Below are 19,442 nucleotides of genomic sequence, written 5' to 3'. Positions count from 1 at the left end.
GCCGGTTCACCCACGCCGGAGCCGCAATCCACGTGGCGTCTCGACGAATCCGGCGTCGCGGAGGGCGTGGCCCGTCGGGGTGCCGAGCACGAAGGCGCCGTTGACCTGCTCGATGCCGAGCTTCTCGATGCGACCAGCGCGCACCGTGGACGCCAGGGAACGCGCCCCGGCGCGGAGCTGGTCGTCGTCCTCAGAGAACACGAGCGCCGTCTTGCCACCGCGTTCCAGGTAGTAGACCGGCGCTCCGTCGACGAGGACGACGAGCGCACCCGCCTTCCGCCCCGGCCGGTGCTTCACCCCGGTGACCTCCTGGCCCGGCCAACCGAGGGCGGCGCCGTAGGGGTTCGCCGGGTCGGTCGCGGCGAGGGTGACGGCGTCGAGCGGTGGCTCGTCGTCGGTCCGGATGAACCCGCGCAGGCGGTCGACGGTGCCGGAGGAGGCGAACTGCGCCCCGCCGAGGCGTTCCACGAAGTATCCGCGACGGCAGCGACCGTTCTCCTCGAACTGCTTCAGCACGCGGTAGGCGAGGGCGAAGCCGCCAGTCACGCCCTCCGCGACGACGGACCCGCGCGTCACGACGCCGTACCGCTCGAGCAGGGTCTCGCCCGTGGCGACGGCACGGATGGTGGCGTCCTGCTCGGCCAGCGGCAGGATCGACCACCGGCCGCCGAGGGTCTGGCTCGCCCGCGTCGACATCGAGGGGCGCTGCAGGTTGCGGCCACGGTACAGCTTCGATCGCGGGGTCTGCCGTTGCACCCGGTGCGCCGAGTTCCCCGAGCCGGAACCCACCAGGGTGCGGAGCGGTGAGAAGGTGTCGTTGGTGACGAGCCCGGCCCACACGAGCTCCCAGAGGGCGTCGACGAGGAGCTTGTCGTCCGTCGAGCCGACCGACTCCGCGAGCTGCCGGAAGAAGTACGCGCCGCCCCCGCCGAGCGTCGCGAGCAGTTCGGTCTGCAGGGCGTCCGGGGTGTGCGGCGTCGGAGCGAGGGGCAGCGTGAGGGGCGCCGTGTCGGCGAGGTGGAGCGCGACCCAGCCGTCGTTGCCGGGGATCGAACCGCTACCCGACCACACGACCTCGCCCGTCGCGGTGAGTTCGTCGAGCATGGCGGGACTGTAGTCGGCGACGCGCGAGGGCAGGATGAGCGACTCCCAGGCCGACGCCGGGATGGGCGCGCCGGCGAGCTGGTCGATGACCGTCGCGACGCCGTCGACGCCGCGGAGCGTCCCGCCGAGGTGCTGCCACACCGGCAGGAACCGGGCGAACGCCTGCTGCTCGACCGGCTCGACCTCGTGCCGCAGCGCGGCGAGCGAACGGATGCGGAGCTTGCGCAGCACGCCGGCGTCGCACCACTCCGTCGCATCGGTGGGGCTGCGGTCGGCGTCGTCGTCCTCGCCCACCTGCTGCCGGCCGGCGGGGAGGAACTCGCCCTTGACCACGCGGCCGGCGTCGGCCAGCCGGGCGAGCGTGTGCTGGACCACCGCGGTCCCGAGACCGAAGCGCCTGGCCGTCTGCCCGGTCGTGAACGGCCCGTGCGTGCGCGCGTGGCGGGCGAGGAGGTCGCCCAACGGATCGGCGACCGGCTCGGTGAACGCGACCGGCACGCCGATGGGCAGCGGGGTGCCGAGCGCGTCGCGGAGTCGGCCTGCGTCCTCGATCGCGGCGAAGCGCTCCTCGCCGGCGATCGGGACGCGGATGACGCGCTTCGAGCGTTCGAGTTCGGCGACGGCGGCCGCCGAGCGAGCCGGATCGGGGGCCCAGGCTTGCGGGTCGTCGCCACGACTCGCCTCGCCGTCGGCGGAGACGGTGACGCCGTCGAAGGTCGTCCGGGCCGCGATCTCGTCGATGGTGAGCGGGCCGAGCATCCGCAGCGCGTCGGCGACGCCCTCGACCCCCTTGAGTCGACGCTCGGGGTCGAGACGCTGCAGCTCGAGCGCGGTCTGCTCGATGACGCCGGGGTCGAGGAGCTCGCGGAGTTCCACCCGACCGAGGAGTTCGCCGAGCATGGTGCTGTCGACCGCGAGCGCCGCGGCCCGACGCTCGGCCAACGGGCTGTCGCCCTCGTACATGAACGCGCCGACGTAGCCGAACAGGAGCGAACGGGCGTAGGGCGAGGGCTGATCGGTCGTGGTCTCGACGATGCGGATCGCGCGCGACTGCAGCTCACGCGCGAGGTGGTCGAGGGCCGGGAGGTCGTAGACGTCCTGGAGACACTCGCGGAGCGTCTCGAGGATGATCGGGAACGTCGGGTACTGCTTCGCGACCTCGAGGAGCTGCGCCGACCGCTGGCGCTGCTGCCAGAGCGGCGAGCGTTTCTGCGGCGAGTAGTTCGGGAGCAGGAGGGCACGGGCGGCGCACTCGCGGAACCGCGAGGCGAACAATGCCGAGCCGCCGACCTCCTGCGTGACGAGGGCGTCGAGCTCCTCCGGTTCGAAGACGAAGAGTTCGGCTCCCGGCGGCTCGCTCTCGGTGTCGGGCAGGCGGACGATGATGCCGTCGTCGCTCGCCACCGCCGAGCCGTCGACCCCGAGGCGCTCCTGCACCCGAGCGCCGACCGCGAGCGCCCAGGGGGCGTGCACACGGAGTCCGTAGGGGGAGTGGAGGATGACCCGCCAGTCGCCGAGTTCATCGCGCGAGCGTTCGACGACGAGGGTCGTGTCGTTGGGGACGACACCCGTCGCCTCGCGCTGCTCGCGGACGTAGGCGACGAGGTTGCTGATGGCCCGCTCGTCGAGGCCGGCTGCTTCGAGACGTGGGGTGGAGCCCGTGCCGGTGGTGTCGAGCTCGCGCACGAAGGCGCCGATGGCGCGACCGAGCTCGGCCGGGCGACCGATGCCGTCGCCCTTCCAGAACGGCAGCCGGCCCGGCTGGCCGAACGCCGGGGTCACGAGCACGCGGTCGTGGGTGATCTCCTGGATGCGCCAGCTCGTGGCGCCGAGGGCGAAGACGTCGCCGACGCGGGACTCGTAGACCATCTCCTCGTCGAGCTCGCCGACGCGCGCGCCGGCGCCCGACTCGCCGACCATGAAGACGCCGAAGAGCCCGCGGTCGGGGATGGTGCCGCCGCTCGTGACGGCGAGGCGCTGGGCCCCCGGCCGCCCGGTCAGGACCCCGGCGTCGCGATCCCAGACGATGCGCGGGCGCAGCTCGGCGAAGGCGTCGGAGGGGTAGCGTCCGGCCAGGAGGTCGAGCGTCGCCTCGAAGGCCGAGCGGGGCAGGGAGGCGAACGGGGCACTGCGCTTGACCGTCTCGAACCAGTCCTCCACGCCGAGTTCGTCGAGCGCGACCGCCGCGACCGTCTGCTGCGCGAGGATGTCGAGCGGATTGGAGGGGACCTCGATCGCCTCGATGAGCCCGGCCTCCATCCGCTCGGTCGCGACCGTGGTGCTGATGAGGTCGGCGCGGTGCTTCGGGAACAGGACGCCTCGGGAGACCTCGCCCACCTGGTGGCCGGCGCGGCCGACCCGCTGCAGGCCGCTCGCGACGCTCGGCGGGGACTCCACCTGGATGACGAGGTCGACCTCGCCCATGTCGATGCCGAGCTCGAGGCTCGAGGTCGCGACCACGCAGCGCAGGCGTCCGGACTTGAGGTCCTCCTCGATGCCCGCGCGCTGCTCCTTGGAGACGGATCCGTGGTGGGCGCGTGCGAGGAGGGGGATGTCGTCGTCGCTCTCCTCGGTGGCCGGCCGGGCGGCTGCGGCCGCGACGCTCGTCGATCCGCGGGTCTGGCCGCTCTGGGCCATGAGCTGCGCCGGTGGACGCCCGGCACCGGGGGTCGTGAGAGTGGCGTCGCTGAGTCGGGCCTCGTTGATCTCGTTGAGCCGGGCCGTGAGCCGCTCCGCCAGACGACGGGAGTTGGCGAACACGATGGTGGAGCGGTGCGCGAGCACGCGGTCGACGATCGCCTCCTCGACGTGGGGCCAGATGCTGCCGACGCGGTCTTCGCCGCCGCCGTCGCTGTTCGGGGTGTAGCCGGTGAACCCGCCACCGCTGCCGTCGTCGTCGGCCTCGCCGGGCGTCCGCATGCCGGCGTCGGGGTCGGTCATGTCGTCGACCGGGACGACCACGTGCAGGTCGAAGGTCTTCGCGGCCGGCGGGGCCACGATCTCGACCGGTGCGCGGCCTCCGAGGAACCGCGCGACCTCCTCGGCGGGGCGCACCGTGGCGGAGAGCCCGATGCGCTGCACCGGCTTCTCGAGCATGGCGTCGAGCCGCTCGAGCGACACCGCGAGGTGGGCGCCGCGCTTCGTCGAGGCGACGGCGTGGATCTCGTCGATGATGACGGTGTCGACCGTGCGGAGGGTCTCGCGTGCCGCACTCGTGAGCATGAGGAAGAGCGACTCGGGCGTGGTGATGAGGATGTCCGGTGGCTCTTTGGCCATCGCCCGGCGGTCGGCGGACGGGGTGTCGCCCGAGCGGACGCCGACACTGATGGTGGGTGGTTCGGTGCCGAGGCGGCGCGCCGCCTGGGCGATGCCGACGAGCGGGGTGCGGAGGTTGCGCTCGACGTCGACGCCGAGGGCCTTCAGCGGCGAGATGTAGAGGACGCGGGTGCCGCGGGAGCGCTCGCGCTGGGCGGCGGCGGCCTCCGCTTCGTCGGCCTCGAGGCCGGTGAGCGGGACGCCGGTGCGCGGCCGCACGGCGTGTTCGGCGATGGCCTCGGAGAGCAGGCGGTCGATCGACCAGAGGAACGCGGACAGGGTCTTGCCCGAACCGGTCGGCGCGACGACGAGGGCGTTGGCGCCGCGGGAGATCGCATCCCAGGCACCCGCCTGCGCCGGCGTGGGCGCGACGAACGCCCCCTCGAACCAGTCGCGCGTCGCGGGGGAGAAGCGCTCGAGCACCTCGGTCATGGGTTCCATCATCCTGCACCCCACCGACACCGCGACCGGCGTCGCGCGCGGTCGCGTGGCCCCGTATGATCCCGCCGCGCGTCGGGCGCGGTGTCCGGTCGAACCGCCGCCCGCCTGGATCGCCGCTCGGCTCCATACGGTATGAAGGAGCTATGAGCGTTCGCACCCCTGATCCCAACCCGGAACCCGATCTCCCCGGCAATTCCAATCCGGGCTGGCTGTCGGACGTCGAACTCGAGGAGATCCGCCGCCGGCTCCCGTTGCTGTACGTCGAGGCCGTGCCGGTCCGCGTCGACGGCTTCGGTGTCGTCACCGAGGTGGGCGTCCTGCTCCGGGCCACGGCGCTCGGCGAGATGACGCGCACGCTCGTCTCCGGTCGCGTCATGTACGGCGAGACGATCCGCGACGCGCTCTTCCGCCACCTGGAGAAGGACCTCGGTCCGATGGCGTTCCCGCTGCTCCCTGCGTCGCCCGTGCCGTTCCAGGTGGCCGAGTACTTCCCGTTGCCGGGCTTGTCGCCGTACTCCGACGACCGGCAGCACGCCGTCGCGCTGGCGTACGTCGTCCCGGTGACCGGCACCTGCGAACCCCGCCAGGACGCGCTCGAACTCACGTGGATGACACCTGAGGCGGCGTCCTCCGACGCGATCGCCGCCGAGATGGAGGGCGGCCGCGGCACGCTCCTCCGCGCGGCCCTCGCCTCCGTCGGACGGCTGCGCTAGCCCTTCGACAAGCTCAGGGACCGGGTGGACGCGGCTCAGGGACCGGGGGAGCGGCTCAGGGATCGGGTAAGGGCTCACGGACCGGGGGACCGGCTCAGGGGCCGGGGCGCGTCAGCGGGTGTAGCGGACCTCGTCGATCATCTCGCCGAGGAACGGCTCGGTCTTGGCTCCACCGTCGAGGACGAACCCGTTGCGCTGGTAGAAGCGGTGCGCACGCGGATTGTCCGCGGCGACCCACAGGAATGACGGCTGACCGTCGGGGATGGCGGCGTCGAACAGCTGCTGACCGATGCCGGTCCCGTGGAACGCGTCCAACAGGTAGATGAAGTACAGCTCGCGCTCACGGGGTGCGTCCTCGTCGCGGGCTGGGCCCGAACCCGAGAAGCCGACGATCTCGCCGTCGACGAGCGCTGCGAAGTGCGTGTACTCGGGACCCTGCGCGGCCCAGTGGGTCCACAGCTCGGCCATGCGGCGTGGTGACAGCTTCGCGAGGGTGGCCGAGCTGATGAGGTGGTCGTAGGTCTCGTGCCAGCACGTGGCGTGCACACGCCCCAGCGACTCGGCGTCGACGTCTCGGATGGGGCGGACGACTGCGGTGGCGTTCATGGTGGAACCGTATCCCGAGCGCCCCCGTCTCGCGAAATCGAGTGGGTCCGCGAACGGCGAAGCGCCGCCCACCCTGCGGTGGACGGCGCTTCGTTCGAGCGGTTCGCTGCTAGTTGCCGCTGGACGCGCGACGGTTGGTCCGGGGGCGCGAGGACTCGGCGGGAGCGCCCGAGTTCGCGGCGTAGCCGGTGCTGTAGTGCGTGCGGCTGCCACCGGTGGCGGCACCGGCGCCTGCACGCGCGCCGCCCGAGCGACCGGCGCCGGAGCGCTGTCCGCCCTGACCACCGTTACCGCCGGCGGGACGACCGCCACGACGACCGCCGCCGCCCTGGCCGCCCTCGCGAGGAGCGCTGTCGCGGCTCGCGCCGGCGCGGGCACCGTCGCGGTCGCGGTGACCGTTGCCGAGGCCGTTGCCGTCGCGGGCTGCACGCTTACGCTGCGCGTTGGCACCCTGCGAGCGACCACCACCGCCACCACCCTGCTGCTGCACGGCCGCACGCGGCGCGGGCTTCACGTAGGCGGCGACGTCGCCGATGAGCTCGAGGACCGCCGGGGAGGTCGCGGTGACCGCCTGCGGGGTGACGTTGATCTCGGCCTTGCGGAGGAGCTTCTTGAGGTCCTCCATCTGGCCGGGGATCGCGAGGGTGACGACGTCACCGGCGCTGCCCGCACGAGCCGTGCGGCCCGAGCGGTGCAGGTACGCCTTGTGCTCGGTCGGCGGGTCGACGTGGATGACGAGTTCGACGTCGTCGACGTGCACACCGCGGGCGGCGACGTCGGTGGCGACGAGGACCTTGGCGGTCCCGGCGCTGAAGGCCGCGAGGTTGCGGTCGCGGGCCACCTGCGAGAGGTTGCCGTGCAGGTCGACCGCGGGGATGCCGGAGTCGGTGAGCTGCTTCGCGAGCTTCTTGGCGTGGTGCTTCGTGCGCATGAAGAGGATGCGTCGGCCACTACCCGAGGCGAGGGCCTGGATGAGGTCCTTCTTCGACTCGACCGAGGGGGTCGTGAAGACGTGGTGCGTCATCGCGGCGACGGGCGAGTTCGCCTCGTCGACGGAGTGGAGCACCTCGTTCTGCAGGAACTTGCGGACGAGCTTGTCCACGCCGTTGTCGAGCGTCGCGGAGAACAGCAGACGCTGCCCGCCGCGAGGCGTCTTGTCGAGGATGCGCGTGACGACCGGCAGGAAGCCGAGGTCGGCCATGTGGTCGGCCTCGTCGAGGACGGTGATCTCCACGGCGTCGAGGTTCACGAAGCCCTGCTTCATGAGGTCCTCGAGGCGGCCGGGGCAGGCGATGACGATGTCGACGCCGGCGCGGAGCGCCTCTTCCTGACGCTTCTGCGAGACGCCGCCGAAGATCGTGGTGGTCTTCAGCGAGTAGGCGTCGGCCAGCGGCTGCATGACCGCGGCGATCTGGGTGGCGAGCTCGCGCGTCGGTGCGAGGACGAGTCCGAGCGGGCGACCCGGGCGGCGCTTGCCACCGGCGAGGGCGCCGCCGAGACGGGCGACCATCGGGATGCTGAAGGCCAGGGTCTTGCCGGAGCCGGTCTTGCCGCGGCCGAGGACGTCGCGTCCGCCGAGGGTGTCGGGGAGCGTGTCGATCTGGATGGGGAACGCGCTCGTCTTGCCGTCCTTCGCGAGGGAGGCGACGAGCGGTGCCGGGACGCCGAGGGCGTCGAAGGTGATGGTTGCTTCGGTCATGGGTGTGTGTCTCTTTCAGGCACGGCCACGAGCTTCGATGACGGCTGCCGGCGCACTCGTGTGCGGTAGCGGGCACTGCCGGGATGACCACGCACGTGATGACTCACGTGGATGGTACGGCGTGCTTCCGTCGGCGTCGTCGCTGGTGGGAGGTGGCGAAGGCGCAGGTCGCGCATCCGTTCGCCGTATGAAGTGTCATCGACCCTGGCATGCACCGCTGGGTGCCGTGCAGGGGAGAGAGGGAGCGTTCTACGACGCAAGCGAGTACCGCACCGGATGGCGCGATCGCACGCAAGTTCCTCCAGCGTAGCGCATCCGGCGAGGAGTCTGCTGGGAGAGGCGCGTTACGGCTGTGTTTCCATCTCCTGGAATCGGTCGTCGGCGCTTGACAGTCCGCTGGAGCAGGTGAGTAATGTGTCACCCACCACAAACCCGGATCCGTGTACTGTGTCACACGGTACAGAAAGGCCTGTCGCCCATGAGCTTCGACGAAGACGCCCGAGCAGCGAGCACCGCGGTGCACGCGGGAGGCCGTTACGCCGCCGTCGCACCGATCGCGGGAGTCCGCATCCCGCTGGGCGCCGGACAGGTCGCGCTGGGAGATGGCGAGCTCGGTGCGTGGCAGCGTCGGAACCGCGACGCCACCGTCCCGCACTCGATCGAGCAGCTCCGCCTCGCCGGCAACCTCGACAACCTCGCCCGGATCTCCGACCCGGGGGACGGCACGTCACGCTTCCGCGGGCGCTACCCGTTCCTCGACACCGACGTCTTCAAGACCCTCGAAGGCCTCGCCTACCTGCTCGCCGAGGACGAGGTCGTCGGGGCGGCACCCGGCGACGTCCGCGACTTCTACGAGGAGGCCGTCGGCGTCATCGAAGCCGCGCAGCGCGAGGACGGGTACCTCAACTCCTACTTCCAGGCTCCGGAGATCGAGAAGGAACCCTGGGAGGACCTCGCCTGGGGCCACGAGCTGTACAACCTCGGGCACCTCATCCAGGCGGCGATCGCCGCGAAGCGTCGTCTCGGCGACGACCGTCTGCTGATCGTCGCCCGGGCGTTCGCCGACCTCGCCGTCGAACGGTTCGGACCGGACGGCGACCCGCAGGTGTGCGGGCACCCCGAGGTCGAGATGGCCCTGGTCGAGCTGTTCCGTGAGACCGGCGTGCCGTCCTACCTCGAGCTCGCGACCGCGTTCGTCGACCGACGTGGTCACGGCACGGTCGAGCTCCGGGTCTTCCCCGCCGAGTACTTCCAGGACTCGGCCCCACTGCGCGACCTCGACTCCGTGACCGGACACGCCGTCCGCATGGCGTACCTGGCCGCCGGAGCGACCGACGTCGCCCTCGAACGCGGCGACCAGGAGCTGCTCGCGTCGCTGCAGCGGCTCTGGGACGACATGGTGGAGACGAAGCTCTACCTCACGGGCGGCCTCGGGAGTCGACACTCCGACGAGGCGATCGGCGACCGCTACGAGCTGCCGTCCGAACGCTCCTACAGCGAGACGTGCGCGGCGATCGCCGTGATGCAGTGGGGCTGGCGCCTGTACCTCGCGACCGGGTCGGCCGCCGTCCTCGACACCGTCGAGACCGTCCTCTACAACGCGTACGCCGCAGGCCTCTCCGCGGACGGCATGGCCTTCTTCTACGACAACCCGCTGCAGCGTCGTCCCGACCACCTCCAGCGGTCGGGGGCGGAGGCGGACGGCGAACTCCTCCGGCGGAGCTGGTTCGGCTGCCCGTGCTGCCCGCCGAACATCGTGCGCTGGACCGCGGAGCTGCAGGATCACCTCGCGACGTCGACCCCCGCCGGTGTCGAAGTCGCCCACCTCACCGCGGCGTCGATCGCGACCGAGCGGCTCTCCTTCACCGTCGACACCGCGTATCCGTGGGACGGAGCGGTCACCGTGACGGTGGACACCGCCGCCGACGACGAGGTCGAGCTCGCGATCCGCATCCCCGCGTGGGTCGTGGGCGGCTCCATCCGCATGGGCGGATCGAGCCGCGCCGCTCGAACCCGTCGACGGATGGGTCCGTGTCCGGCGCTGGTGGCGTGCGGGCGACACCGTGGAGCTCGACCTCCCGATGCCCGTCCGGGCGCACGGCGCGCACCCCTCCGTGGACGCCCTCCGCGGCTCGATCGCCTTCGCCCGCGGACCGATCGTCTCCTGCGCCGAGCAGCAGGACACGACGGCGGACCTCGACCTCCTGCGGTTCTCCGGAGCCGACGCGGATCGCGCGGTCGTCGAGCACCGTCGGATCCTGGACCGGGAGGGGATCGACGCCGTCGCGCTCCTCGTCCCGGCGACCGTCGACGCCCCCGCTCCGGCCGTGCTCTACCCGATCCTGTCCGGGGCGCCCGACACCGAGCCCGCCACGGCACCGCTCGCCGCGGTCGCGACGACGGCCTCGGTGACACAGACCACCGCGACCCTCATCCCCTACGCCCTCTGGGGCAACCGCGAACCGGGTGCCATGCGCGTCTGGTTCCGCTCCCACTGACCTCCTCCCGTCCCCCGACCCCGCTCCACCCTCTCCACCCGCGGGCGACCCGCCCGATCGACACGAAAGCAGAGCGTCATGAAGCAACGATTCTCCATCCCCGCCCTCGCGGCGGCGGCCGTCCTCCTCCTCGCGGGGTGTACCTCCGCGGGTTCCGGCTCAGGAGGTGACGGACCGTCCAGCACCCCGGTGAAGGGCGGCACCGTCGACGTCCTCCTGAACGCGGACTTCTCGCATCTCGACCCGGTCCAGGGCTTCGACGGCGGCGTGAACAACTTCTACCGCCTCATCTACCGCACGTTGACGACGCAGTCCACGGGCGAGGGCGCCAAGGGCACCGAGATGGTCCCCGACCTCGCGACCGACCTCGGCACGGTGAGCGACGACGGCCTCCAGTGGACGTTCACGCTCAAGGACGACCTCAAGTTCGAGGACGGCACGCCGATCACGAGCAAGGACGTGAAGTTCGGCGTCGAGCGCTCCTTCGACCCGGCCATCGCCGTCGGATCGCCCTACGCCCGCCTCACGATCGCCGGCACGGACTCGTACGAGGGCCCGTACATCACGGGTGACCTGCCGTCCATCCAGACGCCGGACGACCAGACCATCGTCTTCACGCTCAAGGAGCCGTTCGCCGACTTCGCGAGCGTCGTCGGGCAGAACAGCTTCACGCCCTTCCCCGCCGACACCGAGCGGGTGACGACGACGAGCCTCGACAAGATGCCGATCGCCTCCGGCCCCTACAAGGTCGACAGCTACGAGCGCGGCTCGCAGCTGAAGCTCGTCCGCAACGACTCGTGGGACCCGAAGACGGACGACGTCCGCAAGGCCTACCCGGACGGCTTCGACTTCACCTTCGGTCTCGACGCCTCGACCATCGACGAGCGCATGATCGCCGGCCAGGGTGACGACGCGAACGCGATCGCCGGGTCCGTCCAGGCAGCCTCCATCTCCCGGATCCAGACGCCGGCACTCAAGGCACGCACCATCGCCGGTCTCCAGGGCTGCACCACGTACATGGGTCTGAACACGACCAAGCCGAACATGGACAACCCGCTGGTCCGCCAGGCCATCGCCTACGCCATCGACCGCGAGTCGGTGAAGGACGCCTCGGGCGGATCGCAGCTCGCGGACATCGCGACCACCATGCTGCCGCCCACCGTCGCCGGCCACACCGAGTTCGACCTCTACCCGAGCAAGGACAACGCAGGCGACCCGGAGAAGGCCAAGGAACTCCTCGCCGAGGCGGGCCTCCCCGACGGCTTCTCCTTCACGCTCGACATCCGCAGCCAGCCCAAGATGCAGGCGCAGGCCGAGGCGGTGCAGCAGGCGCTCGCGAAGGCCGGCATCACGGTGAACTTCAACCTCATCGACACCTCGACCTACTACGAGGTCATCGGCACGACGTCGCAGCAGAACGACGCCGCCATCACCGGCTGGTGCCCGGACTGGGCCTCCGGCTCGACCTTCCTGCCGCCGCTCTTCGACGGCTCGCAGATCTTCCCGAAGGGCAACTCGAACATCGCGCAGCTGAACGACCCCGCCGTCAACGAGCGCATCGCCGAGATCCGCGCGATGACCGACACCGACGAGGCCAACGCCGCCTGGGGCGCGCTCGACGAGCAGATCCAGAAGCTCGTGCCGACGGTGCCGCTGCTGTTCGAGAAGACGGTCATGGTCGTCGGAGCCAACGTCGCCGGTGCGTACTCGCACGCCGGGTACTCCGGTGGCATCGACTACGTGTCCGTCGGCCTGTCCTCGGCCGGCAAGTAGTCGGAAAGCCGGTAGCCGCAGATGTCGTCGTCCGTTCCCAGTGAGCTGACCACCGTCGCCGAGGAGGTGGGTGCGCCGGTCGGTGCGCCCACCCCCGCGCGGCGGGTGATCGCCACCCTCCGCTCCAGCCCGCCGGTGCTGCTCAGCGTCGCGTTCATCGTGCTCGTCGTGCTGCTCGCGATCCTCGCCCCGCTGATCACCGCGATCAGCGGCTGGGGTCCGTACACCTTCGACAAGTCGGCGGTGGACTCCGACCTCGGCGGCGTGCCGATCGGCAACCTCGGCGGGATCTCCGCCGAGCACTGGTTCGGGGTCGAACCCGGGAACGGACGCGACATCTTCGCGCGCATCGCCTTCGGTGCGCAGGTGTCGCTGTCGATCGCCGTCTCGGCGACGATCGTCACCACCGTGCTCGGCGTCGTGCTCGGCATGCTCGCCGGCTTCTACGGCGGGTGGGTCGACCAGGTCGTCTCCCGCGTCATGGACTTCCTCATGGCGTTCCCGTCGCTCATCTTCATGATCGCGCTCCTGTCGGCCCTGCCCGCCGGCAACCGACCGGTCCTGCTCGTCGTCGTGCTGAGCCTCTTCGGCTGGCCGTACACCGCCCGGGTGGTGCGCGGTCAGGCGATGTCGCTGCGGACGAGCGAGTTCGTCGAATCGGCGCGTGCGTCGGGCGCCGGGGGCATCCGCATCGTCTTCCGCGAGATCCTGCCGAACCTCCGCGGCACCATCATCGTCCTGGCCACCCTCGCCGTTCCCGGTTACATCGGCACGGAGGCGGGCCTCTCCTTCCTCGGTGTCGGCGTCACCCCGCCCACGCCGAGCTGGGGCCAGATGATCGCGACCGCGGTCGGCTGGTACGCGGTCGACCCGATGTACTTCCTGATCCCCGGCACCTTCCTGTTCCTCACGGTGCTGTCCTTCACCGTGCTCGGCGACCGCCTGCGCAAGGCCCTCGACTCGGGAGACGCCGCCTCATGACCCTCTACCTCCTGCGCCGCATCGCGTCGGCGATCGGCATCCTGCTGCTCATCAGCCTCTTCACCTACGTCATCTTCTTCCTGCTGTCGCCCGACCCGGCGGTGCAGATCTGCGGCAAGACCTGCACCCCCGACCGCATCGACCAGATCCGGGCGCAGCTCGGGCTCGACCAGCCGTTCTGGCAGCAGTACCTCGAGTTCATCCGGGGGATCGTCATGGGCCGGAGCTACGGGGAGGGCGCCTCGGCGGTCTCCTGCGCGGCGCCGTGCCTCGGCTTCAGCTTCCAGACCAACGAGTCCGTCATGGACATGATCACCGCGCGCTTCCCCGTGACCGCGACGGTCGCGATCGGTGCGGCGGTCCTCTGGCTGCTCGTCGGCGTCAGCGGTGGCCTGCTCAGCGCCGTCAAGCAGGGGACCGGCTGGGACCGTGGGGCGATGATGGTCGCCCTCGCCGGCATCAGCCTGCCGAACTACTTCCTCGCGCTCCTCCTGCAGTACGTCCTCGTGGTGCAACTGCAGATCCTGCCGTTCCCGCAGGCCGTGCCCTTCGCCGAGGACCCGGTCCGGTGGTTCCAGAACTACCTCATGCCGTGGATCGTGCTCGCCCTCGGCTACGCGTCGATGTACGCGAGGCTCGTCCGGGCGAACGTCATCGACACCCTCGGTGAGAACTTCATGCGGACCGCCCGGGCGAAGGGCCTGCCCGCGCCGCTCATCCTGCGCCGCCACGCGCTGCGCCCGGCGCTCACCCCCGTCGTCACGCTCTTCGGCATGGACTTCGCGGGCCTCCTCGGGGGCGCCCTCATCACCGAGACGGTGTTCGGACTGAACGGCGTCGGCAAGCTCGCCGCCGACTCGATCGCGAAGAACGACCAGCCCGTCATCATGGGCGTCACCCTGCTGGCCGCGTTCTTCGTGGTCATCGGCAACGTCGTGGTCGACGTCGTGTACACGTTCCTCGACCCGAGAGTGAGAGTGAAGAGCGCATGAGCCCCACCGTCACCAGGACCATCTCCCTGCCCGTCCCCGGGGCGGCGCTGCTCGAGGTCGACGACCTCACGGTCACCTTCCCGACCACCTCCGGCGACATCGACGTGGTGCGGAAGGCGTCGTTCGCGGTCCAGCACGGCCAGACCCTCGGCATCGTGGGCGAGTCCGGCTCCGGCAAGTCCATGACCTCGCTCGCGATCATGGGACTGCTCCCGAACGGCGGGCGCACGACCGGCAGCGTCCGGCTGAGCGGACACGAGCTCGTCGGTCGCAGCGACCGCGAGATGCGCCGAGTGCGCGGCGATCGGATCGCGATGGTCTTCCAGGACCCGCTCTCCTCGCTCAACCCGTACTACACCGTCGGACTGCAGATCGAGGAGGCGTACCGCGCCCATCGCGGCGGCTCCCGGAAGGCCGCCAGGGCCGTCACGATCGAGGCCCTCGAACGGGTCCGCATCGCGGACGCCTCCCGGCGGGTCGACCACTACCCGCACCAGTTCTCGGGCGGCATGCGGCAGCGCATCATGATCGCCATGGCGCTCTGTCTGGAACCCGACCTGCTCATCGCGGACGAACCGACGACGGCGCTCGACGTCACCGTCCAGGCGCAGATCCTCGACCTCCTCTCCGAACTGCAACGGGAGACCGGTGCCGGCATGATCTTCATCACCCACGACCTCGCCGTCGTCAGTCAGGTCGCCGACGACGTGCTCGTCATGCGCGGCGGCGACCCCGTCGAGATGGGCACGGCCGAACAGATCTTCTCCCGACCACAGGCGGCGTACACCCGGGCGCTCCTCGACGCCCTCCCGCGGATCGACGACCCGTTCACCGAGCGGCCGACGGCACCCGCCACGACCGGAGAGGGACAGGCATGAACGACGCACCAGTGCTCCTGCAGGCCACCGGGCTCACGAAGGACTTCACCACGAGGGGCGACGGCGCGTTCCGCGCACGCACCACCCAGTTCCGCGCCGTCGACGACGTCGGGTTCGCCGTCCGCGCCGGCGAGACGCTCGGCATCGTCGGGGAGTCGGGCAGCGGCAAGTCGACGACCGCGCGGATGATCGCGAAGCTCATCGAACCGACCGCCGGCACGATCACCTTCGACGGCGAGGACGTCACCACTGCGCGTGGGCCGGCGCTCGCCGCGTTCCGGGCGAAGGTGCAGGTCGTCTTCCAGGACCCGTTCTCCTCCCTCAACCCGAGGCACACCGTCGAGCGCATCGTGTCGGCACCGCTCGACTACCAGGGCATCACCCCGAAGCAGGGCAAGCGTGCCCTCGTGCGCGACCTGCTCGACCGCGTCGGCCTGAACCCCGACCACCTCCAGCGCTACCCGCGGCAGTTCTCCGGCGGCCAGGCCCAGCGCATCGGGATCGCCCGGGCGCTCGCCGTCTCCCCGAAGCTCGTGATCTGCGACGAGGCGGTGTCGGCGCTCGACGTGTCGGTGCAGGCACGCATCATCGACCTGCTGCGCGACCTGCAGGCCGAGCGCGGTCTGAGCTACCTGTTCATCGCGCACGACCTCGCCGTCGTGCGGCAGATCGCGCACGACGTCGCCGTCATGCACCGGGGCAAGGTGGTCGAGCAGGGTGACCGCGAGGCGATCTTCGACCACCCGCAGGACGAGTACACGAAGACCCTGCTCGCCGCCGTGCCCACGATCGACCCGAGCTGGGAGGCCGCGCGTGCCACCATGCTCGAACAGGAGCGGACGCACGGACCGGCCGCCGGAAGGACACAGGCATGACCCACCGCACCACCACCTCCCTGCTGCCGGGGATCCACGTGACCGACCACACGGTCGACGTCCCGCTCGACTGGCGACGGCCCGACGACGGCCGCACGATCAGCGTGTTCGCCCGCGAACTCGTCGACCCCCTGCGTCGCGACGAGCAGCTCCCGGTCCTCGTGTTCCTCCAGGGCGGACCGGGCGGCAAAGGCCCGCGTCCGGTGTCCAGGGACGGCTGGATCGCCGAGGCCCTCCGCACCTTCCGGCTCGTGCTGCTCGACCAGCGCGGCACCGGGCGGAGCACCAGGATCGACGGCCGGTCCATCGCGGCCGTCGGTGACGCTGCCGCACAGGCCGAGTACCTGGAACGCTTCCGGGCAGACTCGATCGTCGACGACGCCGAGTACCTGCGCCGCACCGTCTTCGGTGGCCGTCGCTGGTCGACGCTCGGTCAGAGCTACGGCGGGTTCCTCACCCTCACCTACCTCTCGCGAGCCCCGGAGGGACTGGCCGCCTGCTACGTCACCGGCGGTCTGGCGGGCATCCACCCGTCGGCGGCGGAGGTCTACCGACGCACCTATCCGCGCACCGAGCGCAAGAACCTGGCCTTCGCCGAACGGTACCCCCAGGACGTCGACACCGTCGCGCGGATCGCCGACCGACTCGCCGCCGAGGAGGTGCTCCTGCCGGACGGCGATCGACTCACCGTGCGGCGCTTCCAGAACCTCGGGATCGACTTCGGGATGAAGCCCGGCTACGAGCGCCTCCACTGGCTGCTCGACGAGGCGTTCGACAGCGGCGACCACCTGAGCGACACCTTCCTGGCGCAGGTCTGGGGGAGGACGTCCTACGTCGACAACCCCCTCTTCATCGCCTTGCAGGAGAGCATCTACGGTGCCGCCGGCTCGGGGGCGACCGCGTGGGCGGCGCAGGCCGAGCGCGACGCACGGCCGGCGTTCGCCGAGACGGCCAGGCCGCTGCTGTTCACGGGGGAGATGGTCTACCCCTGGATGTTCGAGGAGATCCGCTCGCTCCGACCCTTCCAGGGCGCGGTGGAGCGACTGGCGGCCAAGACCGACTGGGACCCGCTGTACGACCCCGCGGTCCTGGAGGCGAGCACGGTGCCGCTCGCCGCGGCCGTGTACTTCGACGACATGTACGTGGACGCGCAGCTGCAGTTGGAGACGGTCGACGCCGTCGGCGGGGCGACCGCCTGGGTCACGAACGAGTACGAGCACGACGGGATCCAGGACGCCGCCGTGGTGCGCCGCCTGTTCTCGATGGTGGACGAGCGCGGCGGCCGTCGCGCGGATGAGGAGCAGGCATGACCGACACGCAGCAGCAGGCACCCGAGCAGACGGCGGGCCTCGCGCCGGCCACCACGGAGGCACCCGCCACGTCCATGCCGCGCCCGGCGAACCCGGACCCGAAGCTGCCCCGCCTGGCCGAGGTGCCGGCGTTCCGCGAGTTCCTCGGCACCGGCTGGGGCACCCCCGACCGCACGCCGCCGGTCGAGCCCGGGATCGCCGCGGCCGCAGCCGAGCACCGTCGTCGGCTGAGCGAGGCCTTCGTCGGGCGGACGCTCGTCGTCGCCGCCGGTCGCGCGCCCGTCCGGGCCAACGACTCGAACTACGACTTCCGCCCCGACAGCGACTTCTTCTGGCTCACCGGCTGCTCCGCCGAGGACGCGGTCCTCGTGCTGCGTCCGAGCGGCGCCGGTCACGACGCGACGTTGTACATCCCGGCACCGGCGCACCCGGGCGAGACCGGGTTCTTCGCCGACGCCAACCACGGTGAGCTCTGGGTCGGCTCCGCGCCGGGGCCGGCCGACTGGTCGGCGGTCCTCGACCTCCGGGTCGAGGTGCTCGCCGCGCTGCCCGACGCGCTCCGAGGCGTCGAGCGACCACTCCTCGCGGGGACCCTGACCTCGCGGCATCGCGCGCTCGAGCCGCTGACGGTCGCGCCGGAACTCGGCCGTGTGCTCTCGGAACTGCGCATGATCAAGGACGAGTGGGAGATCGCGGAGCTGCGGCGAGCGGTCGACGCGACCGTCGGCGGGTTCTCCGCCGTGATCCGGGAGCTGCCGACGGCCGTCGCCGGCGGCGGTGAGCGCTGGCTGCAGGGGACCTTCGACCGGCACGCCCGCACCACGGGGAACGGCCCCGGCTACTCGACCATCGTCGGCAGCGGCGCGCACGCACCCACGCTCCACTGGGTGCGCTGCGACGGCCCGGTCCGCCCCGAGGACGCGATCCTGCTCGACATGGGCGTGGAGACGCGTGCGTTCTACACGGCGGACGTCACCCGCACCTTCCCCGTCTCGGGCACCTTCAGCCCGGAGCAGCGTCGCGTCCACGACCTCGTCGAGGCGTCCCACCGCGCCGGGATGGCCGCCGTACGCCCGGGCCGCGACTTCACCGACTTCCACCACGCGGCCATGGAGGTCATCGCGCAGGGACTCCACGACTGGGGCCTCCTGCCGGTGTCCGTCGACGAGGCTCTGAGCCCGGTCGGGCAACAGCACCGGCGGTACCTCGTGTGCGGCATCGGTCACCACCTCGGCCTCGACGTCCACGACTGCGCGAAGTCCTCCTACGAGGCCTACCAGGGCGGCTCGATGGCGCCCGGCATGGTGCTCACGGTCGAGCCGGGGCTGTACTTCCACGCCTTCGACGAGACGGTTCCACCGGAACTGCGCGGCATCGGCGTCCGGCTCGAGGACGACCTGCTCGTGACGGCCGACGGCGCCGAGGTGCTGTCGGATGCGCTGCCCATCGACGCGTCGGGCATCGAAGCGTGGATGCGCGCCCAGTAACCTGAGCGGACCGTGGTGGGAGACGAAGGATGGGAGTCGCGATGAGCATGTCGGCGATCCGACCGGCCGAGGAACGGCTGAGCCTGCGGGCGCAGGTGGAGCGGGCGGTGTCCGCGGCGATCATCTCGGGCGAGCTCGCGCCGGGGACGATGATCTCGGTACCGACGCTGGCGGTGCAGTTCAACGTCTCGGCGACCCCCGTCCGCGAAGCGATGCTCGATCTCGAGAAGCGCGACTTCGTGGAGGCGGTCCGGAACAAGGGGTTCCGCGTCACCGTCGTCAGCGAGGCCTCGCTCCGCAACACGGCGCAGATCCGCCAGCTCCTCGAGCCGCCCGCGATGGCGGACCTGGCCGAGGTCTTCGACCACGGCTCGCTGCCCGAGCTCCGGCAGCAGGCTGACGACATCGTGGCCGGTGCCCGTGACGGCGACCTGACCCGGTACCTCGAAGCCGACCAGGCGTTCCACCTCGCGCTCACCGCGAAACTCGGCAACCCGCTGCTCGTCGAGCTCGTCGCGGACCTCCGCGGACGCACCCGGCTCGTGGGGTTGGCCGCCATGCTCGATTCGCAGCAGCTCGACCGCTCGGCCGTGGAGCACCACGAGCTCCTCGACGCCCTCGAGCGGGGTGACGGGGTCGCCGCTCGCGAGCTCATGCACCGACACATCGGGCACACCACCGGCTGGTGGGCCGGCAAGCCCGAATCCGACGCCGAGTAGCCCCTGGCGTGCGTGCGCGGACCTCGACCAGGATCCGCGATCGTGCACGCT

General features: G+C 71.2%; 13 protein-coding genes and 1 pseudogene. 11 read left to right on the top strand and 3 right to left on the bottom strand.

Translation table 11 applies throughout. The features are described from left to right. Window positions 1-6 precede the first annotated feature (6 nt). Complete coding sequence (locus tag AC5JOC_RS00180) at window positions 7-4,851, bottom strand: ATP-dependent helicase (protein ID WP_494244795.1); 4,845 nt, start codon at window positions 4,849-4,851, stop codon at window positions 7-9. A 152-nt stretch (window positions 4,852-5,003) separates the two neighbouring features. Between AC5JOC_RS00180 and AC5JOC_RS00175 the strand changes: the two genes are divergently transcribed. Then, on the top strand, window positions 5,004-5,573 hold the full coding sequence (locus AC5JOC_RS00175; protein ID WP_064294286.1) for an NUDIX hydrolase family protein: 570 nt from the start codon (window positions 5,004-5,006) through the stop codon (window positions 5,571-5,573). A 111-nt stretch (window positions 5,574-5,684) separates the two neighbouring features. Here the strand turns inward: AC5JOC_RS00175 and AC5JOC_RS00170 are convergent, their stop codons facing one another. Beyond that, the gene (locus AC5JOC_RS00170) at window positions 5,685-6,179 is read right to left on the bottom strand and encodes a GNAT family N-acetyltransferase (protein ID WP_079705213.1); all 495 of its coding nucleotides are present in this window, start codon (window positions 6,177-6,179) and stop codon (window positions 5,685-5,687) included. A gap of 109 nt (window positions 6,180-6,288) precedes the next feature. Beyond that, complete coding sequence (locus AC5JOC_RS00165; protein ID WP_079705214.1) at window positions 6,289-7,878, bottom strand: DEAD/DEAH box helicase; 1,590 nt, start codon at window positions 7,876-7,878, stop codon at window positions 6,289-6,291. Between the two features lie 412 nt (window positions 7,879-8,290). Here AC5JOC_RS00165 and AC5JOC_RS00160 point away from each other — a divergent pair. From AC5JOC_RS00160 to AC5JOC_RS00115, 10 genes and pseudogenes are all read left to right on the top strand, one after another. Next, window positions 8,291-9,823: pseudogene (locus AC5JOC_RS00160) on the top strand (glycoside hydrolase family 127 protein); the annotation flags it as partial. Window positions 9,824-9,959: 136 nt separating this feature from the next. Further along, the gene (locus AC5JOC_RS00155) at window positions 9,960-10,376 is read left to right on the top strand and encodes a hypothetical protein (RefSeq protein ID WP_494245155.1); all 417 of its coding nucleotides are present in this window, start codon (window positions 9,960-9,962) and stop codon (window positions 10,374-10,376) included. Window positions 10,377-10,454: 78 nt separating this feature from the next. Continuing rightward, window positions 10,455-12,149 (top strand): ABC transporter substrate-binding protein, encoded by a 1,695-nt coding sequence (locus AC5JOC_RS00150; protein WP_079705216.1) that lies wholly within the window; start codon window positions 10,455-10,457, stop codon window positions 12,147-12,149. A gap of 45 nt (window positions 12,150-12,194) precedes the next feature. Continuing rightward, the gene (locus tag AC5JOC_RS00145) at window positions 12,195-13,130 is read left to right on the top strand and encodes an ABC transporter permease (RefSeq protein ID WP_064294392.1); all 936 of its coding nucleotides are present in this window, start codon (window positions 12,195-12,197) and stop codon (window positions 13,128-13,130) included. Beyond that, on the top strand, window positions 13,127-14,122 hold the full coding sequence (locus AC5JOC_RS00140) for an ABC transporter permease (protein WP_079705218.1): 996 nt from the start codon (window positions 13,127-13,129) through the stop codon (window positions 14,120-14,122). Before AC5JOC_RS00145 ends, AC5JOC_RS00140 begins: the two co-directional genes overlap by 4 nt. After that, window positions 14,119-15,000 (top strand): ABC transporter ATP-binding protein, encoded by an 882-nt coding sequence (locus AC5JOC_RS00135; protein WP_079705219.1) that lies wholly within the window; start codon window positions 14,119-14,121, stop codon window positions 14,998-15,000. Before AC5JOC_RS00140 ends, AC5JOC_RS00135 begins: the two co-directional genes overlap by 4 nt. After that, window positions 14,997-15,875: an ABC transporter ATP-binding protein gene (locus AC5JOC_RS00130; RefSeq protein ID WP_202939678.1), complete on the top strand. Its 879-nt coding sequence runs from the start codon at window positions 14,997-14,999 to the stop codon at window positions 15,873-15,875. The genes AC5JOC_RS00135 and AC5JOC_RS00130 overlap by 4 nt, the downstream gene beginning before the upstream one ends. Continuing rightward, complete coding sequence (locus tag AC5JOC_RS00125) at window positions 15,872-17,185, top strand: alpha/beta fold hydrolase (RefSeq protein ID WP_494244790.1); 1,314 nt, start codon at window positions 15,872-15,874, stop codon at window positions 17,183-17,185. Before AC5JOC_RS00130 ends, AC5JOC_RS00125 begins: the two co-directional genes overlap by 4 nt. Then, window positions 17,182-18,672, top strand: coding sequence for an aminopeptidase P family protein (locus tag AC5JOC_RS00120; RefSeq protein ID WP_494244788.1), 1,491 nt, complete (start codon window positions 17,182-17,184; stop codon window positions 18,670-18,672). Before AC5JOC_RS00125 ends, AC5JOC_RS00120 begins: the two co-directional genes overlap by 4 nt. 41 nt (window positions 18,673-18,713) lie before the next feature. After that, window positions 18,714-19,391: a GntR family transcriptional regulator gene (locus AC5JOC_RS00115; RefSeq protein WP_064294279.1), complete on the top strand. Its 678-nt coding sequence runs from the start codon at window positions 18,714-18,716 to the stop codon at window positions 19,389-19,391. The last annotated feature ends 51 nt before the right edge of the window (window positions 19,392-19,442 follow it).

Source organism: Plantibacter sp., from assembly GCF_059073635.1.
The sequence above is the reverse complement of the archived record's forward strand: the minus strand, read 5'-3'. Positions and strand labels throughout refer to the sequence as shown.